We start from the raw sequence: 23,594 nt of genomic DNA, 5'->3' as shown, positions 1-23,594 counted from the left end.
ACTCACGAGCTTGAGCGTAGTAGACTCAAGTTAGCTGAACAGCGCAGAAGCAAGACCTTGCCCGCCGGATCGCGGCGCGGCGGGAGCCACCGACACGAAGGAGCCGGCATTGGACACCAAGTTCACCACCAAGAGCCAAGAGGCTCTGAACGCAGCCAACATGAACGCCCAGACCGCGGGCAACCCCCAGATCGAGCCCGCGCACCTGCTGAAGGCGCTGCTGGACCAGCGCGACGGCGTCGCGGTCGCCGTGCTGAAGTCGCTCGGCGTGGAGATCGACGCGCTCTCCGCGCGCGCCAGCGCCGCCATCAAGGCGCTGCCCGCCTCCTCGGGCTCCTCCGTGGCCCAGGCCCAGTTCTCTCGGCAGGCCCTGCGCGTGGTGCAGAGCGCCCAGGAGGCCGCGGCCAGCCTCGGCGACGAGTACGTCTCCACCGAGGTGCTGCTGCTCGGCCTCGCCCGGGCCGGCGAGGGCGAGGCCGCCCGCGCGCTCGCCGAGGCGGGCGCCACCGCCGAGGCCATCGAGGGCGCCATCCCCGCCGTGCGCGGGGACCGCACCGTGACCTCCCCGGATCCCGAGGGCAGCTTCCAGTCGCTGGAGAAGTACGGGACCGACCTGACCGCCGTCGCGCGCTCGGGCAAGCTGGACCCGGTCATCGGCCGCGACTCCGAGATCCGCCGCGTCATCCAGGTCCTCTCCCGGCGCACCAAGAACAACCCGGTGCTGATCGGCGAGCCCGGCGTCGGCAAGACCTCCGTGGTCGAGGGCCTGGCGCAGCGCATGGTCTCCGGCGACGTCCCGGAGACGCTGCGCGGCAAGACCCTCATCAGCCTGGACCTCGGCTCGATGATCGCCGGCGCCAAGTACCGCGGCGAGTTCGAGGAGCGGCTCAAGGCCGTGCTGGACGAGATCAAGCGCTCCGAGGGGCAGATCGTCACCTTCATCGACGAGCTGCACACCCTCGTCGGCGCCGGCGCCTCCGAGGGCTCGATGGACGCGGGCAACATGCTCAAGCCCATGCTGGCCCGCGGCGAGCTGCGCCTGATCGGCGCGACGACCCTCAACGAGTACCGCGAGAACATCGAGAAGGACGCCGCGCTGGAGCGCCGCTTCCAGCAGGTCTACGTGGGCGAGCCCTCGGTGGACGACACCGTGGGCATCCTGCGCGGGCTCAAGGAGCGCTACGAGGCGCACCACAAGGTGCAGATCGCGGACTCCGCGCTGGTCGCCGCCGCCAACCTCTCCAACCGCTACATCCAGGGCCGGCAGCTGCCGGACAAGGCGATCGACCTGGTCGACGAGGCGGCCTCGCGGCTGCGCATGGAGATCGACTCCGCGCCGGAGGAGATCGACCAGCTGCGCCGCGTCGTCGACCGGATGACCATGGAGGAGCTGGCGCTGAAGAACGAGACCGACCCGGCCTCGGTGGAGCGCCTCGAGTCCTTGCGGGCGGACCTCGCGGACAAGAGGGAGCAGCTGGACGCGCTCAACGCGCGCTGGGAGGCCGAGAAGGCCGGCCTGAACCGCGTGGGCGAGATCAAGACGCAGATCGATCAGATGCGCTCGCGGGCCGAGGTGGCCCAGCGCGAGGGCAACCTCGCCGAGGCCTCCCGCCTGCTCTACGGGGAGATCCCCGCGAAGCAGGAGGAGCTCGAGGCCGCCCAGCAGGCGGAGGAGGACATCGAGTCACAGGACACGATGGTCTCCGAGGAGGTCTCCGCGGACGACATCGCCGAGGTCATCTCGGCCTGGACCGGCATCCCGGCGGGCAAGATGCTCCAGGGCGAGTCGGAGAAGCTGCTCCACATGGAGGAGGAGCTCGGGCACCGGCTGATCGGGCAGAAGGCGGCCGTGCAGGCGGTCTCCGACGCCGTGCGGCGCTCCCGCGCCGGGATCTCGGATCCGGACCGGCCCATCGGCTCGTTCCTGTTCCTCGGGCCCACCGGCGTCGGCAAGACCGAGCTGGCCAAGGCGCTGGCGGAGTTCCAGTTCGACGACGAGCGGTCGATGATCCGGATCGACATGAGCGAGTACGGCGAGAAGCACTCCGTCTCGCGGCTGGTCGGGGCGCCTCCGGGCTACGTCGGCTACGAGGAGGGCGGCCAGCTGACCGAGGCGGTGCGGCGTCGTCCCTACTCCGTGGTGCTGCTGGACGAGGTGGAGAAGGCCCACGTGGAGGTCTTCGACATCCTGCTCCAGGTGCTCGACGACGGCCGGCTCACCGACGGCCAGGGCCGCACGGTCGACTTCCGGAACGTGATCCTGATCCTGACCTCCAACCTGGGCAGCCAGTTCCTGGTGGATCAGAGCCTCGACGCCGAGGCCAAGCGGGACGCGGTGATGAACGTGGTCAACGCCTCCTTCAAGCCGGAGTTCCTGAACCGCCTGGACGAGGTCATCATGTTCGACGCCCTCTCCGGCGACGACCTGACCCGGATCGTGACCCTGCAGGTCCAGGCGCTCGCGCAGCGGCTGGCGGCCCGCCGGCTCACGCTGGAGGTCAGCGACGCCGCGACCGAGTGGCTCGGGATCACCGGCTACGACCCGGCCTACGGCGCCCGCCCGCTGCGCCGGCTGGTGCAGAAGGAGATCGGCGACCGCCTGGCCAAGGGCATCCTGGCCGGGGAGATCCACGACGGCGACACGGTCCGCGTGGACGTGGACCCGGACCTCGCCGCGGACGGCCTGACCGTCACGGCGGAGCGGTAGCGCTCCGCCGGGCCCCGGACCGCCCGCCCAGCGCCTGACGCGCCGGGCGGACGGTCCGGGGCCCTTCGCCGCGCAGGCGGCACCGGGCCCGCGGCCTCCCGAGCCGCGGGCCGTACGAGAGGAAGAGGGGAACGCGATGGAATCCACGGCGCTCGACGACGCGCGGATCGGCGCCGCGCACCGGGCCGCCCTGCGCTCGATCGGCAGGGTGGTCGAGGAGACGGCCGAGCCGACCCCGCCCGGGGAGGCGCTGGAGGGGATCGCCGGCATGCTCGAGGCCGGCCCCGCTCTGGCGCTGACCGGCGCCGGCGTCTCGACCGACTCGGGGATCCCCGACTACCGGGGGCCGCGGGGGTCGCTGCGGAACCACCGCCCCATGACCTACCAGGAGTTCCGGCACGACGAGGCGGCATCGCACCGCTACTGGGCCCGCTCCTTCGTCGGCTGGCGGCTGATGAACCGGGCCCTGCCCAACCGCGTGCACTACGCGCTGGCCGAGCTCGAGCAGGAGGGGCGGCTGAGCGGCGTCGTGACCCAGAACGTCGACGGCCTGCACGCCCGCGCAGGCAGCCGACGCCTGGTGACGCTGCACGGGGACCTGGAGACCATCGTGTGCCTGCACTGCGGTGCGGTGGAGGATCGCACGCACCTGGACCTCCGGCTGCGCGAGCTCAACCCCGGCTACCTCGAGTCGGTCGAGCTGGACCCGAGCCAGGTCAACCCCGACGGCGACGTCGAGCTCACCGAGGACCGGGTGGAGCGGTTCCGGATGGCCGGATGCCTCGCGTGCGGCTCCCGCCTGCTCAAGCCCGACGTCGTCTACTTCGGCGAGCCGGTGCCGCCCGCCCGGAAGGCCGCCGGCTCCCGGATGCTCGCGGACTCGGCGTCGGTCCTGGTGGCGGGGTCCTCGCTGGCGGTGATGAGCGGGCTGAGGATCGTGCTGGACGCGCTGCGGCAGGGCAAGCCCGTGGCGGTGGTCAACGGCGGCCCGGGCCGGGCCGATGCCAGGGTCTCCTACCTCTGGCGCACGCCCGTGGCCCCGGCCTTCGACGCGCTGCTGGACCGGCTGGACCTGTGAGGCCGGAGGCGCCGGGCGGCGGGGCTGCCGGACTGGCTGGGCCCTGCAGGTCCGGAGCCGCGGGCGGAGGGGACTCGGGACGTCCTCGACTGTGATGCCCGACACTTCCGCAGGGATGTGGGGCTGGGATTTCATCACCGGCTGAATGCGGGCCCGTGTTACCGTGACCCGGCGGTGGGCAGAGGCGAGCCAAAACATGTAACCTTAAGGAACGAAAGATTGACAGATTTTCCGGGGCCTCGCTGTGTGCCCAATCAGCGTGTCCGGAAGCGAGCGATAAGAGGGGGTCACGCCATGGGGCGCGGCCGTCAAAAGGCTAAGGCAACGAGGCAAGCGCGGGAGATGAAGTACTACAGCCCGCAGACCGACTACTCGGCGCTCGAGCGCGAGCTGACCGGGTCGAAGTCCGGTCAGGGCTTCGAGCGCGAGCGTGAGAGCGCGGAGCGCGAGGAGTACTCGGACTACGAGGACCCCTATGACGAGGAGTACTCGGACGAGCGGTAGCCCTCACTCCCCCTGTGTCTGAGAAGGCCCCGGAACACATCCCATGTTCCGGGGCCTTCTGCTGTCTCGTGAAGCGGGGGGGGGCGGCACCGCAGCTGGGACGCCGTTCCGGGCGGGCATCGGACGCGCCCGCCCGGAACGGGTCAGGCGTAGGAGCCCAGCAGGCGCACGGCGCCGCCGTCGACGCCCTTGGCCCCCTGCACGTAGTCCACGTCCTGCTCGGCGGGCGGCTCGGCCGCGGCCACGGTGCCCATGGTCCACGCGGGCACGCCGCGGGCCGTCAGGTGGGCCACCGCGGCGTCGGCCGCCGAGGCGTCCACGATCGCGACCATGCCCACGCCCAGGTTCAGGGTGCGCTCCAGGTCGGCCTGGGGCACCTTGCCGAGCTCGCCGATGACGCGGAAGATCGCCGGGACCTCCCAGGTCGAGCGGTCGATCCGCGCCTCGAGGCCGCGCGGCAGCACGCGGGCGAGGTTCGCGGCGAGCCCGCCGCCGGTGACGTGGCTGAAGCCGCGCACGCCGGCGCCCTGCTCGCCGTCGGCGCCCAGGACCGGGAAGGCCCGGGCCAGGTCGAGCACGTCCGAGGCGTAGACCCGGGTGGGCTCCAGGAGCTCCTCGCCCAGGGTGCGGCCGAACTCGGAGACCTCGCGGTCCAGCGACCAGCCGGCCACGTTCACGACCTTGCGCACCAGCGAGTAGCCGTTGGAGTGGATGCCGGAGGAGGCCATGCCGATCACGACATCGCCCTGGCGCACCCGGTCCGGGCCGAGCAGCTCGTCGGCCTCGACGACGCCGGTGGCCGCGCCCGCGACGTCGTACTCGTGCTCGCCCAGCAGGCCCGGGTGCTCGGCGGTCTCGCCGCCCACCAGGGCCGTCCCGGCCGCCTCGCAGGCGCCGGCGATGCCGCGCACGATGTCCGAGATCCGCTCCGGCACGACCCGGCCGCAGGCGATGTAGTCGGTCATGTACAGCGGCTTCGCGCCGACCACCACGATGTCGTCCACGACCATGCCGACGAGGTCGTAGCCGATGGTGTCGTGCACGTCCATCGCCTGGGCGATCGCGACCTTGGTGCCGACGCCGTCGGTCGAGGTCGCGAGGTAGGGACGCCGGTAGGAGGTGAGCTCCGAGACGTCGAACAGCCCGGCGAAGCCGCCGACCCCGCCCACCACGCCGGGCGTGTGGGTGGCCTTGACGGCGTCCTTCATGAGCTCGACGGCGCGGTCTCCGGCCTCGACGTCGACGCCGGCGCTGGCGTAGGTCAGGCCGCTGCCGGGGTGCTGGGGATCAGCCATGTTTCGGGTCCTTCGGGGTATGGGTCAGGGGCGGGTGCTGGAAGGGCGGATATCGGGGGCCGGGACGACGACGCCGGGGCGGACGGGAGCGGGGCGGCGAGGCCCCGCGGCAGGGCTCAGTCCCGCGCGTCCCTCCGGTCCTTGGGCAGGACCAGGGACTCGAGGTCGGAGTCGGGGCCCGGCTCGCAGGCGCTGCCGGTCGCGGCGAGGTCGGCGGCCTCCTCGGCCGCGGCGGCTTCGGAGGTCCGCTCGCCCGCGGCGGGCGCGGACGGGGCGGCAGGAGCAGGCGCGGAGGCCCCCGGGGCGACGGCTTCGGCTTCCCCGCTGGAGGCGGCGGACACGCCAGCGGCGGCCCGTCCCGCGGCGCCGCCGGCGGACCGGCCGCCCGGCACCGAGGCCGCGGGCCGCGGCGCCTGCCGGATGCGGTGGACGTCGAAGAGGTTCTTGCCCAGGCGGGCGGCGTCGGGCAGCTCGATGGGGTACTCGCCGGTGAAGCACGCGGTGCACAGGCGGGAGCGCGGCTGCCCGGTGGACTCGATCATGCCGTCCTCGGAGATGTAGCCGAGCGAGTCGGCGCCGAGGGACTGGCAGATCTCCTCCGTGGACATCCCGTTGGCGATCAGCTCCGCCCGGGAGGCGAAGTCGATGCCGTAGAAGCAGGGCCACTTGACCGGGGGAGAGGAGATGCGCACGTGCACCTCGCGCGCGCCGGCCTCGCGCAGCATGCGTACCAGCGCGCGCTGGGTGTTGCCTCGTACGATCGAGTCGTCGATGACGATCAGGCGCTTGCCCTCCACCACGCTGCGCAGCGGGTTGAGCTTGAGCTTGATGCCCATCCGGCGCATCGTCTGGGTCGGCTGGATGAAGGTCCGGCCCACGTAGGCGTTCTTGACCAGGCCGTTGCCGTAGGGGATTCCGGACTCCTCGGCGTAGCCGATCGCGGCGGGGACGCCCGACTCCGGCGTCGGCATGACGAGATCCGCCTCGACGCGGTGCTCGCGGGCGAGCTGGCGGCCCATCTCGACGCGGGACTCGTAGACCACGCGGCCGTCGATGATCGCGTCCGGGCGGGAGAGGTAGACGTGCTCGAAGACGCAGCCGGCCGGCGTCGCCTCCGCGAAGCGCTGCGAGCGCAGGCCGTCCTCGTCCACGGCGATGAACTCGCCGGGCTCGACCTCGCGGACGAAGCTCGCGCCGACGATGTCCAGCGCCGCGGACTCCGAGGCCACGACCCAGCCGCGCTCCAGGCGGCCCAGCACCAGCGGGCGCACCCCGTAGGGGTCGCGGGCCGCGTAGAGGGTGTTCTCGTCCATGAAGGTCAGGCAGAACGCGCCCTTGAGCGTGGGCAGCAGCTCCAGGGCGGCCTGCTCCAGGGAGTCGTGCGGGTGCTCGGCGAGCAGTGCGGTGACCAGGGCGGTGTCCGTGGTGTTGCCCTGGGCGACCTCGCCGGCGGAGGGGAAGCCGGACTTGTCGATCAGCCGGTCGTAGAGGTCGGCCGAGTTGGTCAGGTTGCCGTTGTGGGCCAGGGAGACGGTGCCGTGCGGCGTGGAGCCGAGGGTCGGCTGGGCGTTGGCCCACGTCGTCGCGCCCGTGGTGGCGTAGCGGCAGTGCCCGACGGCGATGTGGCCGCGCAGGGTGCTGAGGATGGTCTCGTCGAAGATCTGCGAGACCAGGCCCAGGTCCTTGTAGACCGAGATGCGCTCGCCGTTGCTGGCGGCGATGCCCGCCGACTCCTGGCCGCGGTGCTGCAGCGCGTAGAGGGCGAAGTAGGTCAGCGTCGCGACGTCCTCGCCGGGCGCCCAGACTCCGAAGACGCCGCATTCATCCTGCGGGCCCTTCTCTCCGGGGAGCAGATCGTGTGACAGTTTTCCGTCCGGACGAACCACGAATACTTCTTCCTGAAGGTGTGCGGAAAGGGAAGAGGCGGCCGCGTGGGGCGGCCACGCACCAGTCTAGCGGCTTCCGCCATCCTCGGGATCCCTCGCGGGGCGCTCGGGAGCCGGGCCGGCCGGGGGCTCGGGGGCGGTGGCGGGGCCGCCGGCGGCGGGGTCCTCCGGCGTCCTCGGCTCCTCGTCCCCGCGCACGGCCCGGAAGCGCTGCGCCCGGCGCCGGGAGCGCCAGTCCAGCAGCAGGGCCACCAGCGCCCCCAGCAGGACGCCGGCGGTCCCGAAGATCACGGCGAGGATGCCGAAGATCGCGGGGCCGGTGTAGGCCTCGTCGGGCGGGCCGAACAGCGTCGAGAACAGGGCGACGAGCAGGCCCAGCACCAGCCCCAGGACCATGAAGGCGACGATGGAGGGGGCGCTGCGCACCGTCACCTCGCGCTCCCGCGGGGCGGTCTGGGGGGCCTCGCGCTCCTCGGGGGCGGGGGAGGGGCGCTCGCCGTTCGCTCCGGGGGCCTGCTCGGGGCGGTCGGACGGGGTCTCGGTCATCTCTGCTGGGTATCCTTCGTCGATGTCTCGGTCCTCCTCCGGGCCGCCGTCCGCGTCGCGAACAGGGGCAGGAGGGAGGAGATGTCGCTGCGGTTGCCGGAGGCGTCCAGCGCCCCGGCCTCGTGGGCCTCGGCCCACGTCGACGCGCCGGTCACCAGGCCGAGCCAGGTCCGCGCGTCGGTCTCCACCACGCTGGGCGGGGTGCCGCGGGTGTGCCGGGGGCCCTCGACGGCCTGGGTCACCCCGAAGGGCGGGACCCTCACCTCGACCGAGTTGCCCGGCGCCCGGTGCGCCAGCTCCTCCAGAGCGTAGCGCACCGCCAGCGCGAGGGTCCTGCGGTCGGTGCCGTCCGGGTCGGCCTCCCAGGCGCGGACGGCGGCCAGGCCGGCGTCGTCGGGGATCCTGCGCTTGGCCATCACGCCTCCCGGCCCGGGGCGTCGGCCCCCTCGGCGTCGCCGGCGGTCCGGCCGGCCAGCGCCGCCCCGAGCTCGATGCCCCCCACCGGCTCCTCACCGCCGAGGACCGGGCGGACCACCCGCTCCAGCACGGCCTCGACGCGGTCCCCCGGCAGGAAGCCGCTGCGGGCCAGGAGCGTCAGGGCCACCAGCGTCGTGGCGCGGGCGGAGCCGTCCAGGACCTTCACGGCGACGCCGGCGCCCTCCCGGGTGCCGACCGCGAGGATCCCCTCGGCGCCGAGCTTGGCGACGACGTCGAGCTCCTCCGAGACCACGGTGTCGGGCCGTCCCGGCCCCTCGACCATCTCGGGGTAGTCCACCATCGCGGTGGCCAGGGTCGCGGTGCGGGCCTCCGCGCCGATGTTGCGGATCGCACTGCCCAGGCGGCCGTAGCCGCGGGCCAGGGCCTCGAGCGGGAGCGCCGCGACCGGCGCGCCGCAGCCGTCGACGCCGACGTGGGCGGGCGCGGCGCCGGTCGTCTCCTCGATCACCTCCATGACCAGCCGCTGCAGCGGGTGCCCGGGGTCCAGGTAGCCGGCGGTGTCCCAGCCGTTCTCCACGCACGCGCGCAGGAACGCCGCGTGCTTGCCGGAGCAGTTCATGGCGATGCGCTGCTTCGGCTTCTCCCGGCCCAGCAGGTAGGCGCGGGCCCGGGGGTCGCTCGGGTAGGCGGGCGGGCAGGCGAGGTCCTCGGGGGTCAGCCCCGCCTCCTCGAGCATGCCCGCGACCACCGTCATGTGCTCGAAGGAGCCGGCGTGCGAGCCGGCCGCGATGGCGACCTGCGCCCCGCGCAGGGGCGCGCCGGCGGTGAGCGAGGCGATCGCCTGGAAGGGCTTGAGCGCCGAGCGGGCGTACACCGGGGCGCCCGGATCCCCGACGGCGTGCACGAGCCCGCCGTCCGGACCGGTGACGGCGGCCGAGCCGATGTGCCTCGACTCGGTGAAGCCGCTCCTGACGACCACGGCCAGCTCCGCCGCGGCATCCCAGCTGAAAGTCTGCATGGGGCCATTCTTCCACGGCGGGCTCCGCGGACCCTCCACGGCGGCGTCCTCGGCCTCCGCGGCGGGATCTCTCGGCCTGCCCCCGCGGGCCCTGACGGGCGGATGCGGGGCGGGCGCCGGGCCCTCGAGGCGGTGGGGGCCTGGCCGATTCGTTATGGTTGCTCCATGAAGGTTTTGGTGCTGGGCCCCGGGGGCCGTGAACACGCAATCATCAGCGCGCTGCTCAGGGACCCCGCCGTGACGGAGGTGCACTCCGCGCCGGGCAACGCCGGCATCGCCGCCCTGGTGCGGACCCACGCCGTCGACGCCGACAGCCCCGAGGAGGTCACCGCCCTGGCCGAGCGCCTGGCCGCGGACCTCGTGGTGGTGGGCCCCGAGGCGCCCCTGGTGGCCGGCGTCTCCGACGCGCTGCGCGAGGCCGGCTTCCCGGTCTTCGGCCCCAGCGCCGAGGCCGCCCGGCTCGAGGGCTCCAAGGCCTTCGCCAAGGAGGTCATGGCCGAGGCGGACGTGCCCACCGCCATGGCGCGCGTGGCCCACGACGAGGCGGGCGCCGCCCGGGCCCTCGACGCCTTCGGGCCGCCCTACGTGGTCAAGGACGACGGGCTGGCCGCCGGCAAGGGCGTCGTCGTCACCGAGGACCGGGAGGAGGCCCTGGCCCACGCCCGCTCCTGCTTCGAGTCCGGCTCGACCGTGGTGATCGAGGAGTTCCTGGACGGCCCCGAGGTCTCCCTGTTCGTGATCTGCGACGGCGCCCACACGGTCCCGCTCTCCCCGGCCCAGGACTTCAAGCGCATCTTCGACGCCGACCAGGGCCCCAACACCGGCGGGATGGGCGCCTACACGCCGCTGCCCTGGCTGCCCGAGGGCTTCACCGACGAGGTGGTCCGCCGGGTCGCCCAGCCGACCGTGGACGCGATGGCCCGGCGCGGCACGCCCTTCGTCGGCGTCCTCTACTGCGGGCTCGCGGTGACCAGCCGGGGCCTGCGCGTCATCGAGTTCAACGCCCGCTTCGGGGATCCGGAGACCCAGGCCGTGCTGGCCCGGCTCGCGACGCCGCTCGGGCAGCTGCTGCTCGCCGCGGCGGCCGGGGAGCTGGACGGGCAGGAGAGGCTCCGCTGGGACGTGCGGCCGGCGGTCGGCGTCGTCATGGCAGCCCAGAACTACCCGGACTCGCCCCGGAAGGGGGACGCGATCAGCGGGATCGCCGAGGCCGAGGCGCTCGAGGGGGTCTCGGTGCTGCACGCCGGCACCCGCTCCGAACGCGACGCCGAGGGGCGCGAGACCGTCCTGACCGCCGGGGGCCGGGTGCTCGCCGTCGTCGCGCTCGCCGAGGACCTGGAGCAGGCCCGGGCCCGGGCCTACGAGGGGGTCGGGCGCATCGCGTGGCCCGGCGCCCAGCACCGCACCGACATCGCCGCCCGCGCCGCCGCGGGCGAGATCAGCATTCCCACCGCCTAAGCGACGCAGCAGAGCAGGAGCCACGTCTATGTCCCACGAACCGGTCGAGATCCCGGGCTGGCAGCACATCTACTCCGGGAAGGTGCGGGACCTGTACGTGCCCGCCCAGGGGTGGGACGTCTCCGGCTCCTCGCTGGCCGACAACGCGGAGGTCCGGGCCGGCTCCGTGATGGTGGTCGCCTCCGACCGCATCAGCGCCTTCGACCACGTCCTGCCGTCCCTGATCCCCGACAAGGGCAAGATCCTGACCCAGCTGAGCCTGTGGTGGTTCCGCCAGCTCGAGGGCATCCCGAACCACGTGCTCTCCACCGAGGTCCCCGACGCCGTGCGCGGGCGGGCGATGATCTGCAAGTCGCTGTCGATGTTCCCGGTCGAGTGCATCGCCCGCGGGTACCTGACCGGATCCGGGCTCGCCGAGTACCGGCGCTCCGGGAGCGTGTGCGGCGTGGAGCTGCCGGACGGCCTGGTGGACGGCTCGCGGCTCGCCGAGCCCATCTTCACCCCCACCGGCAAGGCCGAGGTGGGCGAGCACGACGAGGCCATCACGTTCCAGGAGATGACCGAGGCCGTGGGGCGCTCGATGGGCGAGCGGCTGCGCGAGCTGACGCTGCAGATCTACTCCACCGCCGAGGCCGTGGCCCGGGAGCGCGGGATCGTCCTGGCGGACACGAAGGTCGAGTTCGGCCTCGACTCCTACCGGGGCGAGGTGACCCTCGGCGACGAGGTGCTGACCCCCGACTCCTCCCGGTTCTGGGACGGCGCGACCTGGGAGCCGGGAAGGGCCCAGGCGAGCTTCGACAAGCAGTACGTGCGGGACTGGCTCACCTCGGACGCCTCCGGCTGGGACCGGGCGACGACGCCGCCGGAGCTGCCGGGCGACGTCGTGGAGAAGACCCGACAGCGCTACGTCGAGGCCTACGAGCGGCTGACGGGCACCGAGTTCACCGCCTGAGCGGCGCCGCGCCCGAGGACGGGCCGGACACGCACTAGCGGCGGGCCCCGGCGCGGACGGAGGGGTGCGACATCGGCCGCCCACCCGGCGTCGTGCAGCAGGCGGGTCCCGGCGCGGATGAAGGAGCCCGGGTCAGCCCTCCGGGAAGGCCCGGGCGTGGAACCAGCGGATGTGCTCGGTCACGGCGCGGGCCGCGGCCTCGGCGTCGTGCCCCGCCACCGCGGCCAGGATCTCGCGGTGCTGGACCTGCAGACGGCGCCGCACCTCGGCCCAGTCGGTCAGCCGCAGGACGCCCTCCTGGACGTAGCCCACGGTCGCCTGGCGCAGCGACTCCAGGATCGTGCCGACCACGACGTTGCCGCCCAGCTCGCTGAGCATCACGTGGAAGCGGGCGTCGAGCTCGTGGAAGCGGGCGTCGGGCAGGTCCGGGTCGTCGAGCTCGTCCAGGACGCGGCCGGCGCGGGCCAGGACCTCCTCGGCGCGCTCCCCGGACCAGGCGGCGGCGGCCTTCGCGGCGGCGTCGGACTCCAGCAGCACGCGGGTGGAGACCATGTCCGCCACCGGCAGGAAGCGGGAGGCCAGGTGCATCCGCAGGCCCCAGCCCAGCGCGGCCGAGGGCTCGGAGATCACGACGGCGCCCGCCGATGGCCCCGAGCCGACCCCCGAGCGGACCAGCCCCATCGCGTCCAGCACCCGGATCGCCTCCCGCACCGAGGTGCGGGAGATCCCGAACTCCTCGGACATCGCCCGCTCGGAGGGGAGCCGGTCCCCCACGCTCAGCTCGCCCGAGCGGAGCCGCTCCTCGATGGCGCCCAGCACCACCTCGTACGTCTTGTTGCCGATGACGGCGCTCTTTCCCACATTAGGGAATCATCCACGCCAGGACCGTGGACTGCAAGAAGACGAGGACGCAGATGATGAGCAGCAGGGCGAAGCTCCACGGCAGGACCCGCTTGAAGATCTCCGACTCCTTTCCCTCCATCCGCACCGCCGTGGCGGCGATCGCGAGCGACTGCGGCGAGATCATCTTGCCGACGACGCCGCCCGAGGTGTTGGCCGCGAGCAGCAGGTTGGGGTCGATCCCCGCGTTGGTCGCCGCGGTGTGCTGCAGGTTGGAGAACAGCGCGTTGGCCGAGGTGTCCGAGCCGGTCACGGCCGTGCCGAGCCAGCCCAGCAGCGGGGAGAGGAATGCGAAGGCGCCGCCGAGGGAGGCCAGGTAGAAGCCGACGCTGACGGTCTGCCCGGAGAAGTTCATGACGTAGGCCAGGGCCAGCACGGCGACGATGGTGAGCGCGGCCCAGCGCATCCGGTGCGCGCACACCCAGATCTGCGCGAGCGCCGTCCCCATCCCGAGCCGGTACCGCCCGCCCTCGCTGAAGAGCGTGTAGACCACCGCCACGATGAGCCCGGCGATCAGCAGCATGGTGCCCGGGCTGGAGAGCCACCCGAAGGTGAAGGTCGCCCCGGAGATCGGGGTACCGTCCGCGGTGACGATGCGCTCCGAGATCACCGGCCAGGGGATCTTGACGTCGGTCGCCTCCAGCGCCTTCGGGACGTCCACGCCCAGCGTCCAGAGCTTGCCGACGGCGAAGACCCCGACGACGACCAGGTACGGCACCAGCGCCATCCACACCCGCACGGCCGGCAGGGCCTCGGCGGCCGGCGCCTCGCGGATGCCGAGGCGCTCCTTGAACTGCCGGGCCCCGCGGGGCCTCCAGACCTTGAGCAGCAGCACCGCGACGCCGAGGGAGACCAGGCAGGCCACGATGTCGGTGAGCTCGTAGGAGAAGTGCGTGGCCGACCACCACTGGGCGAGCGCGAAGGAGACGCCGATGACCAGGGCGGCGAGCCAGGCGTCCCGCAGGCCCCGGACGCCGTCGAGGATCCAGAGCAGGATGAAGGGGACGAGGACCGCCACGAACGGCGCCTGGTGACCGACGATGGCCCCGATGTGCGCGGGGTCCTCGCCGGTCAGGGTGCCGGCGGTGGTGATGGGGATCGCCAGCGCCCCGAAGGCCACCGGGGCGGTGTTGGCCAGCAGCACCGTCACCGCCGCGCGCAGCGGCTTCACCCCGAGCGCCATGATCATGGTCGCGGTGATCGCCACCGGGGCGCCGAATCCGGCCAGCGCCTCCAGCAGGCCTCCGAAGCAGAAGGCGATGAGGATCGCCTGGATGCGCAGGTCCCCTCCGCCGATCCGGTCGAAGGTCCGGCGGAGGTCCTCGAAGCGGCCCGAGCGCACGGTCAGCTCGTAGAACCACAGGGCCATGACGATGATCCAGACGATCGGGAAGACGCCGAAGGCGGCCCCCTGCGTCCCGGAGATCAGCGCCAGGTCCAGCGGCATCCCGAAGCCCAACCAGGCGACGAGCAGCGCGGCCGCCAGCGCGGCCAGCGCCGAGGTGTGGGCCCGCGCCTTGGCGCCCAGCAGCATCGCGAAGAAGGTCAGCAGGGGGATCAGGGCCACCAGGGCGGAGAGGCCGGCGGATCCGCCGACGGCGTCGGTGGTCGCGGTGAAGAGCTCCACGCGCACTCCTTACGTGTACGACCGTGCGCCTCCAGGCGGCATCGGCATTGATGCGGAAGTTCTGTTCCGACCACTGCGGATCGCAGTGATGTGAGATACGATACACACTGTGGTCGGACCACACGATACAGCACCTGAGGGAGGAGGTTAAGCCGGGTTTCCGGGCAGCCGGTGCCTCACGGCGTCGTGCCGCGGCAGGACGGAGCGGAATCGGATTAGAAAAGAAAAACATGATCTAAAAAGAGGCGCGTCATATTCGCGGACTTCCGGGATATCCTCGGGAATGACGCGCGGAGATATGTCTGAACGGCGCCCGCCGGTCACTATGGTGGAAGGAGGGCGCACCGGCCATCCCCGTGGAGAGGGGCCGGACCGGGCCACGCACGCCACCGGAATCGAACAACGGAGAACCATGCGGATCGCACTCTTCTCAACCTGCATCGTCGACGCCATGTACCCGCGCGTCGCCCGCGCCACGGTGGACATCCTGGAGCGCCTCGGCCACGAGGTGATCTTCCCGCCCGGCCAGACCTGCTGCTCGCAGATGCACGTCAACAGCGGGTACTTCGACGACGCGTACCCGATCGTGAAGAACCACGTGCAGGCCTTCTCCGAGTGGGACTACGACGTCGCCGTCGCCCCCTCGGGATCCTGCGTCGCCTCCCTGGGACACCAGCAGCCGATGATCGCCCGCCACGCCGGCGACGAGGCCACCGCGGAGGCCGCCGAGGACGTGGCCGGCCGGACCTTCGAGCTCTCCCGGCTGCTCGTCGACGTCCTCGGGATCACCGACGCCGCCCGCCAGCTGGGCTCGTACTTCCCGCACCGGGTCACCTACCACGCCAGCTGCCACGGGATGCGGCTGCTGCACCTGGGCACCCGGCAGTCGGACCTGGTCCGCACGGTCGAGGGCCTCGAGCTGGCGGAGCTGCCGGACATCGACCAGTGCTGCGGCTTCGGCGGCACGTTCTCCTTCAAGAACGCGGACACCTCGGGCGCGATGGTCGCGGACAAGGTCGCGAACATCGAGTCGACCGGAGCCTCCCTGTGCACCGGCGGCGACGTCTCCTGCCTCATGAACATCGGCGGGGCCCTGAGTCGCAAGGGCTCGGACGTGGCCACCCTGCACTACGCGGAGATCCTGGCCAGCACCCGCGAGAACCCGCTCGAGGTCCCGGCCTCGGCGCCCGTCAGCATCACAGAAGGGAAGTGACCATGTCCGTCACCCAGCTGGGAATGCCCAAGGTCTTCCACGGCAGCGGGAACATCGTCGCGGACGAGCCGTTCCCGGACTTCGCCCGCAGGGAGCTGAAGAACGAGCAGCTGCGGGCCAACCTCGGCTTCGCGACCCACACGATCCGCTCCAAGCGGGCCAGCGTGGTCGGGGAGCTGCCCGACTGGCAGGAGCTGCGCACCGCCGGCTCGGAGATCAAGCAGCGGGTCATGGCCCGGCTGCCGGAGCTGCTGGAGCAGTTCGAGGAGAACGTCACCGCCCGCGGCGGGCAGGTGCACTGGGCGCGCGACGCCGAGGAGGCCAACCGCATCGCCCTGGACCTGATCCGGGCCGAGGGCGCCGAGGAGATCATCAAGATCAAGTCCATGGCGACCCAGGAGACCGGGCTCAACGAGTACCTCGCCGAGCACGGCGTCGGCGCCGTGGAGACCGACCTGGCCGAGGAGATCGTCCAGATGGGCGAGGACAAGCCCTCGCACATCCTGGTGCCCGCCATCCACCGCAACCGCACGGAGATCCGCGACATCTTCCTGAAGCGGATGCCCGGCGTCGACCCCGGGCTCACGGACAACCCGCCCGAGCTGGCGGACGCCTCGCGCAGGCACCTGCGGGAGAAGTTCTTCCGCACCGGCGTGGCGGTCTCCGGAGCCAACTTCGGCGTGGCCGACACGGGGACGCTGGCCGTGGTGGAGTCGGAAGGCAACGGGCGGATGTGCCTGACCCTGCCCGACACCCTGATCACCTTCATGGGGATCGAGAAGCTGGTGCCGACCTTCGAGGACCTCGAGGTCTTCTTCCAGCTGCTGCCGCGCTCCTCCACCGGGGAGCGGATGAACCCGTACACCTCGCTGTGGTCGGGCAGGACCGAGGGCGACGGGCCGCAGAACCTCCACGTCATCCTGCTGGACAACGGGCGCACCGCCGCGCTCGCGGACGAGGTGGGGCGGCAGGCGCTGCACTGCATCCGCTGCTCGGCGTGCATGAACGTGTGCCCGGTGTACGAGCGCGCGGGCGGGCACGCCTACGGGTCGACCTACCCCGGGCCCATCGGCGCGATCCTCTCGCCGCTGCTGACCGGCGTCGAGGACCGCTCGAACAACTCCCTGCCCTACGCCTCCTCGCTCTGCGGGGCCTGCTACGAGGCGTGCCCGGTGAAGATCAACATCCCGGACGTGCTGGTCCACCTGCGCGGCAAGGACGTGGACGCCCGGCACGGCAAGGGCGAGGGCGGCAGGAAGCGGCGGATGCCGGATCAGATGGACGCGATGATGGCCGGGGCCAAGGCCGCGTTCAGCAACGCGAGCCTGCTGAGCCTGGCCGAGCGCGGGCTGCCCGCGGGCAAGCTCGCGGCGGGCCGGAAGCACCGGATCTCCAAGCTGCCCGGCGTGGTGAGCGGATGGACCCAGTACCGGGACGTGCCCGAGCCGCCCGCCCAGTCCTTCCGGCACTGGTGGAAGAAGAACCGGCAGAACGGGACCAGGCAGCGGCCGGCGGGCGAGCGCGCCGACGTCGAGGCGATGATCGAGGCCAACGCCGGGCTGGCGGATGAGCTGCACGAGCGGTTCGCCGCGGAGGCCGAGGAGCAGCAGCGCGCCGCGGACCGCGCGGCGTTGGAGGCGAAGGTCGAGGAGAAGGAGGAGGTCCAGGCGGGGGTCTCCCGGGAGCTCGACGCCGGCGGGGACGGCCCGCGGGACACCGAGGCCGGCAGCACCGAGCCCGAGCGCCCGAAGCCCGCCGCGGAGAAGATCGCGCGGGCGGCCTCCGAGGAGGCGGGGCCGGGCTCGGACCTGAGCGACAAGGGCCCCGGCCGGGCCGATCCGGAGCCGAAGGGCAACGCCCCGATGGAGAGCGAAGAGGAGCGCTGAGCGATGACGGAAGCGAAGGCAGAGATCCTGCGCAGGGTGCGCGCCGCGCTCGCCGACGGGCCCAGCGCCCCCGAGCCCGCGCGCGAGTACCGGCGGTCCTCGGACAAGCCGCTCGACGCGGTCCTGGAGATGCTGGTGGACCGCCTGGAGGACTACAAGGCCGCGGTGCACCGCGAGGACCTCGGCAGCGTCGCGGGACGGATCGAGCAGCTGCTGGGCCGCTCGAGCCGCTACGTGATCCCGAACGGGCTGGACCAGTCGTGGCTGCCGCGGGACAGCGCGGCACGGGTGCGCATGGTCGACTCGGGGCACGCCCGCAAGGCGGGCTCCCTGACCGTGCGCGAGCTCGACGCCGTGGACGCCGTGGTGACCGCATCCAGCGTCTCCTGCGCTGAGACCGGCACGATCTTCCTCAACGCCCGACCGGACGAGGGACGCCGCGCGATCACCCTGGTGCCCGACCACCACATCTGCGTGGTGCCGGTCTCCACGGTCGTGGAGCTCGTCCCCGAGGCCATGCGACGGGTGGGCCCCGAGCGGCCGATCACGATGATCTCGGGCCCCTCGGCGACGTCGGACATCGAGCTGCAGCGGGTCGAGGGCGTGCACGGGCCGCGGCGGCTGGACGTCATCATCCTGGACGACGGCGACGAGGCCCCCGGCGGCGACGGCGCCGGCGGGGCTTCCGGGGACCGCTAACCGGGGCGGCGCCGGCCAGGACGGGGTTCCCGGGGCGTTACGAGGCGGGGAGAGAACCGGCCCGGAGAGCCCGGTGGAACCGGAAGCGTCGATCCGCTGCCGTCCCCAGCCGTCTCCGAACCCTGGCTCGCCCGGCCTCGTCCACAGATCCGGTCTCCGAGGCCCCTGCCCACGGTGGGCGGGGGCCTCGCCGTGCCAGCATGCGGTCATGGGGGAGAGGACGACGCCGCTCGGGCGGCCGGGAGCAGGAGGTCGGCGGGTGCCCGCGCCCGGCCGGCGGACGCGGGGGAGCCGTGTGCCGGGGCTCCTTGCCGGTGCGGCCCGGCCGGCGCCGTGGGTCGTGCTCGCGCTGCTTCTCCTGGCGGCCGCGCTCGCCTGGCGGGTCTGCGGCGGATGGGGGCCGCAGGGGCCGGGCGGCGTCGTGCTGTCCCAGCAGTCCGCGGAGAGGATCGCCGGGCTGCCGGTCCGGGAGAAGGGCGGGCCGGAGTACAGCCGGGAGGAGTTCGGTCCCGCGTGGGCCGACGTCGACCGCAACGGGTGCGACACCCGCAACGACATCCTCGCCCGGGACCTCTCGGAGGCGGAGCGCGGCCCCGGCGAGCGGTGCGAGGTGGCCCGGGGCGTCCTGGAGGACCCCTACACCGGCAGGCGCATCGACTTCGAGCGGGGGAGGACCTCGCGGGACGTTCACATCGACCACGTGGTGGCCCTCTCCGACGCCTGGGCCTCCGGCGCGCACGCCTGGGACCGGCCGGCGCGGCAGAGCATGGCCAACGACCCGGCGAACCTCCTGGCGGTCGAGGGCCGGGCCAACACGGACAAGGGGGCCTCCGACGCCGCGGGCTGGCTGCCGCCGCGTCGCGAGTACCGATGCGCCTACGTCGGCCGGCAGATCCTGGTGAAGTCCGTCTACGGGCTCAGCGTGACCGAGGCGGAGCGCGAGGCGATGCTGGGAGCCCTGGCGGACTGCCCGGGCTACGAGCTGGGCGAATGAGGGGGCGATGTCCTGCTCCTCCTCGTCGCTCCGGCCGAACGGGCCGGGATGCAGAAGGGGCGCGGCCCGCGTGCGCGGGCCGCGCCCCTTCCAACAGGTGCGGTGTTGTCAGCAAGTATACAGGTCCGGAGGGCGAATGCTCAGGTTCGCCCTCCGGATCCGGAGCTGGCGATGGGTCACGGGCTCGGGGTCAACCCCCGAGGACCCCCACCACGGCATCCCACACCTGGTAGATGCCGAGGATGCCGAAGAGGACGGCGCACACCGCGAGGCAGAGGTTGGTGAACCAGCCGTTGCGCCATCGCACCGGCACGCGGCGGGTGTTGAGGATCCACAGCAGCGTCACCGCCAGGAACGGCATGAAGAGGGCGCCCAGGACGCCGTAGAGAAGGATCAGGAAGATCGGCCGGTCCAGCAGGAGCAGCAGCATCGGCGGGAAGGTGATCCACAGCAGGAAGAACTTGAAGTACTTGCCGCCGGTCACGGTGTCCGGGTGCCCCGCGGGCTTCTTGCGGACGTTGCCCCAGAAGTCGGCGAACATGAGCGAGACGCCGGACCACACGCCGATCACGGAGGAGAACGACGCCGCCCAGAACCCGATCAGGAAGGTGTGGCCGATGATCGTGCCGTACCGCTCGTCGAGCACCGCGGAGAGGTCCAGCAGCCCGCGGTCGCTCGCGGAGACGGCAAGCCCGGCGGAGTAGAGCACCTCGACGCCGAGGATCAGGGTCGCGATGACGAAGATGCCGGACATGATGTACGCGACGGTGTTGTCCAGCTGCATCACCCGCATGAACCTCGGCCGGTCCCAGCCCTTCTCCCGGAGCCAGTAGCCGTATGCGGCCAGGGTGATGGTGCCGCCGACGCCGCCGGCCAGCGCCAGCGTGTAGGTGAGCCCGCCGCTGGGGATCAGCGGGACGAGGCCCTTCAGCGCCTCCGGGACGTTGGGCACGGTGTAGATCGCCAGGCCGACGATGACCAGGAACATCAGCCCGATCATGATCGCGGAGACCTTCTCGATGACGTGGTACCGGCCCAGCCAGACCAGGGTGAAGCCGATCAGGCCCATGATGATGGCCCACGCCCACAGCGGCAGGAAGGGGAAGAGGACGGCGAGCGGCATCGCGGAGGCGCTCATCGCCGTCGCGCCGTACACGAAGCCCCAGATCATGATGTACGGGCCGAAGTAGACGCTGGTCCAGCGCCCCAGCGAGCGCCAGCCCTCGAAGATGGTGCGGCCGGTGGCCAGGGTGTAGCGCCCCGCGCCCTCGACCAGGACGATCTTCATGACGACGCCGACGAACACGGCCCACAGCAGGGCGTAGCCGTAGCGCGAGCCGGCCACGAGCGTGGCGACCAGGTCGGCGGCGCCGATGCCGGTGGCCGCGACCACGAGCCCGGGGCCGACGATCTTGTACCGCTTCGGCGACTCGACGGCCTCGTCGGGGTCGACCAGCGGCGGAGGGAAACGGGTCTCTCGGGCGAGTGGCATGGGCGGGCACCTCGTGGGGTCGGCCGGTGCGAGGGAGGTCGGGGACGACGTCGGGATCCTCGGGCGCAGGACGGCGGGCGGATGATCTGGCTCAGCCTACCCGAGGTGATCTCGACCACGGAAAGTCGGGGGTGGAGCAGCGCGGCTCGCCGTCCGCCCCCGCGCTGGGCATCCCAGGCTCCCTTCCCGGCTCCGGGGCCTCGAGGCTCCTCCTCGTCTTCCCCGGCTCTGGGGTTTCCCGCTTCCCTAGCCCTCGGCCCCCGAGACCGTCCGCGTCGACCCTTCCTCCAGGGCCCCGTCGAGCTGCCGCTGGATCCTGTGGATCAGCATGTCCAGGGCGACGAGGTTGCCGCCGCCCTCCGGGATGATCAGGTCCGACCGCCGCTTGGAGGGCTCCACGTGCAGCTCGTGCATCGGCTTGACGGTGCCGAGGTACTGGCTCTCGACGGACTCGACCGAGCGGCCGCGCTCCAGGACGTCGCGCTTGATCCGGCGCAGGATCCTCACGTCGGCGTCGGTGTCCACGAAGAGCTTGATGTCGCAGCGCGAGCAGATCTCCTCCTCGGCGAAGATCAGGATGCCCTCGACGACGACGATCGGCTGCGGCTGGATCCGCGCGGTGGCCTCGGAGCGGTTGTGGATGCTGTAGTCGTAGACCGGTCCCTCGACGGCGGCGCCGGCGATGAGCCGGTCCAGCTGGTCCACCAGCAGGTCGTTGTCGAAGGCCTCGGGGGCGTCGTAGTTGAGCTCGCAGCGCTGGGCGTAGGTCAGGTCGTCCCGGCGCCGGTAGTAGTTGTCGTGGAAGACGACGGCGACGCGGCCGTGGAAGGCTGCGATCAGCTCGCGCGTGAGCGTCGTCTTGCCCGAGCCCGTTCCGCCGGCGATTCCGATGACGAGCGGCTTCATGGCGGGGTCCTCCTGGGCGGTGACGAGCTTCGGGTACATTCTGCCGCACGGCTCGGCACCGCCCAAGACGAGCGGGCCGGGGCGGGGATCCGACCCGGCCCGTCTGCCGGCCCCGGTCCGCCTGCCGGTCCTCAGAGTCGCAGGCTGGTCCTCAGGCCCGCCAGCCGGTCCTCAGGACCACCGCGGCTCGGCGTCGAGCAGCCGGAGCCAGATCTCGCTGGCCGTCGGGTAGCTCGGCACGGCGTGGCGCAGGGTCTCCAGCGTCATCCGCCCGACGACGGCCACGGTCGCCGAGTGCAGCAGCTCGGCGGTCCCCGGCCCGACGAAGCTCGCGCCGATCAGCTCGCCGGTCCCGGCCTCGACCACCAGCCGGGCCCGGCCGGAGGCGTCGTCGCGCAGCAGGGCGGCTCCGGCGGCGGAGGCGTAGTCGGCGTCGTGGACCACGACGTCGACGCCGGCCTCCCGGGCCGCCGCGGCGGTCCGCCCCACCCAGCTGACCTGCGGATCGGTGAAGACGACCTGCGGGACGGGCTCGGCTGCGTCGCCGGGGTCGAAGGCCGCGACGGGATCCTCCCCGGCGGCGGCCGAGGCGATCGCGAGCCCGACCTGACGGGCACGGTACTTCCCCCAGTGGGTCAGAGGCGCCTCGCCGGCGGCGTCGCCGACCAGGTAGAGCCACTCCGGCAGGGGAGAGGCGCCGCCGGCGTGCGTCCAGCCGCGCAGCTCGCGGGCGGAGAGGCCGATGCCGTCCAGGCCGAGGCCCTCCAGGACAGGACGGCGTCCGGTCGCGATCAGGACCTCGTCCACGGTCAGCAGCGAGTCCTCGCCCTCGGCGCTCGGCGGAGCGTCCTCGGCTGACGAGCCGTCACGTCCCTTGGACGAGCCGTCACGGTTCCTCGGCGACTCGTCATGGGCCACTGGCGAGTCGTCACGCAGCGCTGACGAGTCGTCGCTTCCAGAGGCTGACGGGGCGCCGCCTCCACCCGGCGCGGAGGACGCCCTCGAGGTCAGGAACAGCCTCGCGGGACCGCCGTGCGGCACGCCCGTCCCCGCTTCGGGGTCCGCAGCCGGCCGTTCGGCGCGTTCGGCCTCCACTCCGAACAGGATCCGCACGCCCTGCTCCCGCAGCGAGGCGGCGACCGCCTCCCCGGCGAAGGGCTCCGCGGAGCCGAGGAGGGAGCCGCCCCGGACCAGCATCGTCACCCGGGAGCCGAGCGCGCTCATCCAGCGCGCGGCCTCGCAGGCCACGACGCCGCCACCGACGATCGCGAGCCGCTCCGGCACCTCGCGGACCCCGGTGGCGTCCCGGGAGCCCCACGCCGCGATCCCGCGCAGCGCCTCCGGGACCACGGGGGCGGAGCCGGTCGCCAGGACCACGGCCTCCCGGGCCTCGATCCGCCGCGTCGACCCGTCCTGCCCCTCGACCTCGACGAGGCGCGGCCCGGCGATCCGTCCGCGCCCTCGCACCGGGACGATCCCGGCCGAGCGCGTCCACTCCTCCTGACCGGCGTCGTCGTAGTGCGAGACCCACTCGTCGCGGCGGGCGAGCAGGGCCTCGGGGGAGACGCGGACCGGTTGCTCGACGCCGCTCAGGTGGTTCGCCTCGGCGATGACGTCGAGCGGGTGCAGCAGCGCCTTGGAGGGCATGCACGCCCAGTAGGAGCACTCGCCTCCGTACCGCTCCGCCTCGACCAGCGCCGCGGTGCGGTCGGTGCCGCGGATCGCGTAGTCGGCCGCGTTCTCTCCCACTGGCCCGCCGCCGATCACCACGACGTCGTAGACCTCGGCAGGGGCATCCGCCCGCGCGGCCTCCGCGCGCCGGGCGTCCGGCCGCTCCGCCTGCGGCCGCCGTTCCTCGCCTCCTCCGTCCTGCTCGGTGTCCCGCTCGGTGCCCTGCTGCTCGTTCATGGTTCCTCCTGATGATCCGCGTGCCTGGAAGGCTCTGGAATGCAGGAGGGCCCCGCCCGGACGGCTGCCCGGGCGGGGCCCTCCCCC

Annotated in this window: 19 protein-coding genes; 9 read left to right on the top strand and 10 right to left on the bottom strand. The window is 72.7% G+C overall.

Annotated features, from left to right (window positions below):
• Window positions 1–109 precede the first annotated feature (109 nt).
• From clpB to EWV39_RS01785, 3 genes are all read left to right on the top strand, one after another.
• Window positions 110–2,707 (top strand): ATP-dependent chaperone ClpB, encoded by a 2,598-nt coding sequence (gene clpB, locus EWV39_RS01795; protein WP_129656582.1) that lies wholly within the window; start codon window positions 110–112, stop codon window positions 2,705–2,707.
• A gap of 136 nt (window positions 2,708–2,843) precedes the next feature.
• Window positions 2,844–3,785, top strand: coding sequence for a Sir2 family NAD-dependent protein deacetylase (locus EWV39_RS01790; protein ID WP_129656581.1), 942 nt, complete (start codon window positions 2,844–2,846; stop codon window positions 3,783–3,785).
• 294 nt (window positions 3,786–4,079) lie between these two features.
• On the top strand, window positions 4,080–4,289 hold the full coding sequence (locus EWV39_RS01785) for a DUF3073 domain-containing protein (protein ID WP_129656580.1): 210 nt from the start codon (window positions 4,080–4,082) through the stop codon (window positions 4,287–4,289).
• A 143-nt stretch (window positions 4,290–4,432) separates the two neighbouring features.
• Here EWV39_RS01785 and purM read toward each other — a convergent pair whose 3' ends face one another.
• The 5 genes from purM to EWV39_RS01760 all read right to left on the bottom strand — a co-directional run bounded on the left by purM (window position 4,433) and on the right by EWV39_RS01760 (window position 9,472).
• A complete protein-coding gene (gene purM, locus EWV39_RS01780; RefSeq protein ID WP_129656579.1) occupies window positions 4,433–5,584 on the bottom strand; it encodes a phosphoribosylformylglycinamidine cyclo-ligase in 1,152 nt (383 codons plus the stop codon).
• Window positions 5,585–5,700: 116 nt separating this feature from the next.
• A complete protein-coding gene (gene purF / locus EWV39_RS01775) occupies window positions 5,701–7,470 on the bottom strand; it encodes an amidophosphoribosyltransferase (RefSeq protein ID WP_129656578.1) in 1,770 nt (589 codons plus the stop codon).
• Between the two features lie 66 nt (window positions 7,471–7,536).
• On the bottom strand, window positions 7,537–8,016 hold the full coding sequence (locus tag EWV39_RS01770; RefSeq protein ID WP_193554667.1) for a hypothetical protein: 480 nt from the start codon (window positions 8,014–8,016) through the stop codon (window positions 7,537–7,539).
• Window positions 8,013–8,432 carry a sterol carrier family protein gene (locus EWV39_RS01765; RefSeq protein ID WP_129656577.1) on the bottom strand — a complete coding sequence of 140 codons (420 nt, stop codon included), beginning with the start codon at window positions 8,430–8,432 and terminating at the stop codon, window positions 8,013–8,015. The genes EWV39_RS01770 and EWV39_RS01765 overlap by 4 nt, the downstream gene beginning before the upstream one ends.
• The gene (locus EWV39_RS01760) at window positions 8,432–9,472 is read right to left on the bottom strand and encodes an asparaginase (protein ID WP_129656576.1); all 1,041 of its coding nucleotides are present in this window, start codon (window positions 9,470–9,472) and stop codon (window positions 8,432–8,434) included. Before EWV39_RS01760 ends, EWV39_RS01765 begins: the two co-directional genes overlap by 1 nt.
• A gap of 165 nt (window positions 9,473–9,637) precedes the next feature.
• Here EWV39_RS01760 and purD point away from each other — a divergent pair, with 165 nt between their 5' ends.
• Together purD and EWV39_RS01750 are read left to right on the top strand one after the other, a co-directional pair.
• Window positions 9,638–10,930 carry a phosphoribosylamine--glycine ligase gene (gene purD, locus EWV39_RS01755; RefSeq protein WP_129656575.1) on the top strand — a complete coding sequence of 431 codons (1,293 nt, stop codon included), beginning with the start codon at window positions 9,638–9,640 and terminating at the stop codon, window positions 10,928–10,930.
• A 28-nt stretch (window positions 10,931–10,958) separates the two neighbouring features.
• A complete protein-coding gene (locus tag EWV39_RS01750; RefSeq protein ID WP_129656574.1) occupies window positions 10,959–11,882 on the top strand; it encodes a phosphoribosylaminoimidazolesuccinocarboxamide synthase in 924 nt (307 codons plus the stop codon).
• Window positions 11,883–12,014: 132 nt separating this feature from the next.
• Here EWV39_RS01750 and EWV39_RS01745 read toward each other — a convergent pair whose 3' ends face one another.
• Together EWV39_RS01745 and EWV39_RS01740 are read right to left on the bottom strand one after the other, a co-directional pair.
• Window positions 12,015–12,743: a FadR/GntR family transcriptional regulator gene (locus EWV39_RS01745; RefSeq protein WP_238147967.1), complete on the bottom strand. Its 729-nt coding sequence runs from the start codon at window positions 12,741–12,743 to the stop codon at window positions 12,015–12,017.
• A 1-nt stretch (window position 12,744) separates the two neighbouring features.
• The gene (locus tag EWV39_RS01740; protein ID WP_129656573.1) at window positions 12,745–14,409 is read right to left on the bottom strand and encodes an L-lactate permease; all 1,665 of its coding nucleotides are present in this window, start codon (window positions 14,407–14,409) and stop codon (window positions 12,745–12,747) included.
• A 412-nt stretch (window positions 14,410–14,821) separates the two neighbouring features.
• On the opposite strand from EWV39_RS01740, the gene EWV39_RS01735 reads away from it, so the two are divergent.
• From EWV39_RS01735 to EWV39_RS01720, 4 genes are all read left to right on the top strand, one after another.
• On the top strand, window positions 14,822–15,622 hold the full coding sequence (locus EWV39_RS01735) for a (Fe-S)-binding protein (protein ID WP_129656572.1): 801 nt from the start codon (window positions 14,822–14,824) through the stop codon (window positions 15,620–15,622).
• A gap of 2 nt (window positions 15,623–15,624) precedes the next feature.
• Window positions 15,625–17,508: an LUD domain-containing protein gene (locus EWV39_RS01730; protein WP_193554666.1), complete on the top strand. Its 1,884-nt coding sequence runs from the start codon at window positions 15,625–15,627 to the stop codon at window positions 17,506–17,508.
• A gap of 3 nt (window positions 17,509–17,511) precedes the next feature.
• Window positions 17,512–18,207: a LutC/YkgG family protein gene (locus EWV39_RS01725; protein WP_129656571.1), complete on the top strand. Its 696-nt coding sequence runs from the start codon at window positions 17,512–17,514 to the stop codon at window positions 18,205–18,207.
• 295 nt (window positions 18,208–18,502) lie between these two features.
• Window positions 18,503–19,201: an HNH endonuclease family protein gene (locus tag EWV39_RS01720; RefSeq protein ID WP_238147966.1), complete on the top strand. Its 699-nt coding sequence runs from the start codon at window positions 18,503–18,505 to the stop codon at window positions 19,199–19,201.
• A 190-nt stretch (window positions 19,202–19,391) separates the two neighbouring features.
• Here the strand turns inward: EWV39_RS01720 and EWV39_RS01715 are convergent, their stop codons facing one another.
• The 3 genes from EWV39_RS01715 to EWV39_RS01705 form a co-directional block, all read right to left on the bottom strand.
• The gene (locus EWV39_RS01715) at window positions 19,392–20,693 is read right to left on the bottom strand and encodes an Nramp family divalent metal transporter (RefSeq protein ID WP_129656569.1); all 1,302 of its coding nucleotides are present in this window, start codon (window positions 20,691–20,693) and stop codon (window positions 19,392–19,394) included.
• Between the two features lie 246 nt (window positions 20,694–20,939).
• Complete coding sequence (gene udk, locus EWV39_RS01710) at window positions 20,940–21,599, bottom strand: uridine kinase (RefSeq protein ID WP_129656568.1); 660 nt, start codon at window positions 21,597–21,599, stop codon at window positions 20,940–20,942.
• Window positions 21,600–21,770: 171 nt separating this feature from the next.
• The gene (locus EWV39_RS01705; protein WP_129656567.1) at window positions 21,771–23,507 is read right to left on the bottom strand and encodes a dihydrolipoyl dehydrogenase family protein; all 1,737 of its coding nucleotides are present in this window, start codon (window positions 23,505–23,507) and stop codon (window positions 21,771–21,773) included.
• Window positions 23,508–23,594 lie beyond the last annotated feature (87 nt).

The sequence above is a fragment of the Rothia halotolerans genome (assembly GCF_004136635.1).
GTDB classification, from domain to species: Bacteria; Actinomycetota; Actinomycetes; order Actinomycetales; family Micrococcaceae; genus Rothia; species Rothia halotolerans.
The sequence above is the reverse complement of the archived record's forward strand: the minus strand, read 5'-3'. Positions and strand labels throughout refer to the sequence as shown.

Bases quoted from the DNA above. Each gene is read 5' to 3' on its own strand.
- EWV39_RS01790 (WP_129656581.1), top strand. From the start codon at position 2,844: ATGGAATCCACGGCGCTCGACGACGCGCGGATCGGCGCCGCGCACCGG.
- EWV39_RS01705 (WP_129656567.1), bottom strand. From the start codon at position 23,507: ATGAACGAGCAGCAGGGCACCGAGCGGGACACCGAGCAGGACGGAGGA.
- EWV39_RS01770 (WP_193554667.1), bottom strand. From the start codon at position 8,016: ATGACCGAGACCCCGTCCGACCGCCCCGAGCAGGCCCCCGGAGCGAAC.
- purM (WP_129656579.1), bottom strand. From the start codon at position 5,584: ATGGCTGATCCCCAGCACCCCGGCAGCGGCCTGACCTACGCCAGCGCC.
- EWV39_RS01725 (WP_129656571.1), top strand. From the start codon at position 17,512: ATGACGGAAGCGAAGGCAGAGATCCTGCGCAGGGTGCGCGCCGCGCTC.
- EWV39_RS01715 (WP_129656569.1), bottom strand. From the start codon at position 20,693: ATGCCACTCGCCCGAGAGACCCGTTTCCCTCCGCCGCTGGTCGACCCC.
- EWV39_RS01785 (WP_129656580.1), top strand. From the start codon at position 4,080: ATGGGGCGCGGCCGTCAAAAGGCTAAGGCAACGAGGCAAGCGCGGGAG.
- EWV39_RS01750 (WP_129656574.1), top strand. From the start codon at position 10,959: ATGTCCCACGAACCGGTCGAGATCCCGGGCTGGCAGCACATCTACTCC.
- EWV39_RS01760 (WP_129656576.1), bottom strand. From the start codon at position 9,472: ATGCAGACTTTCAGCTGGGATGCCGCGGCGGAGCTGGCCGTGGTCGTC.
- udk (WP_129656568.1), bottom strand. From the start codon at position 21,599: ATGAAGCCGCTCGTCATCGGAATCGCCGGCGGAACGGGCTCGGGCAAG.
- purD (WP_129656575.1), top strand. From the start codon at position 9,638: ATGAAGGTTTTGGTGCTGGGCCCCGGGGGCCGTGAACACGCAATCATC.
- EWV39_RS01735 (WP_129656572.1), top strand. From the start codon at position 14,822: ATGCGGATCGCACTCTTCTCAACCTGCATCGTCGACGCCATGTACCCG.
- EWV39_RS01730 (WP_193554666.1), top strand. From the start codon at position 15,625: ATGTCCGTCACCCAGCTGGGAATGCCCAAGGTCTTCCACGGCAGCGGG.
- EWV39_RS01765 (WP_129656577.1), bottom strand. From the start codon at position 8,432: ATGGCCAAGCGCAGGATCCCCGACGACGCCGGCCTGGCCGCCGTCCGC.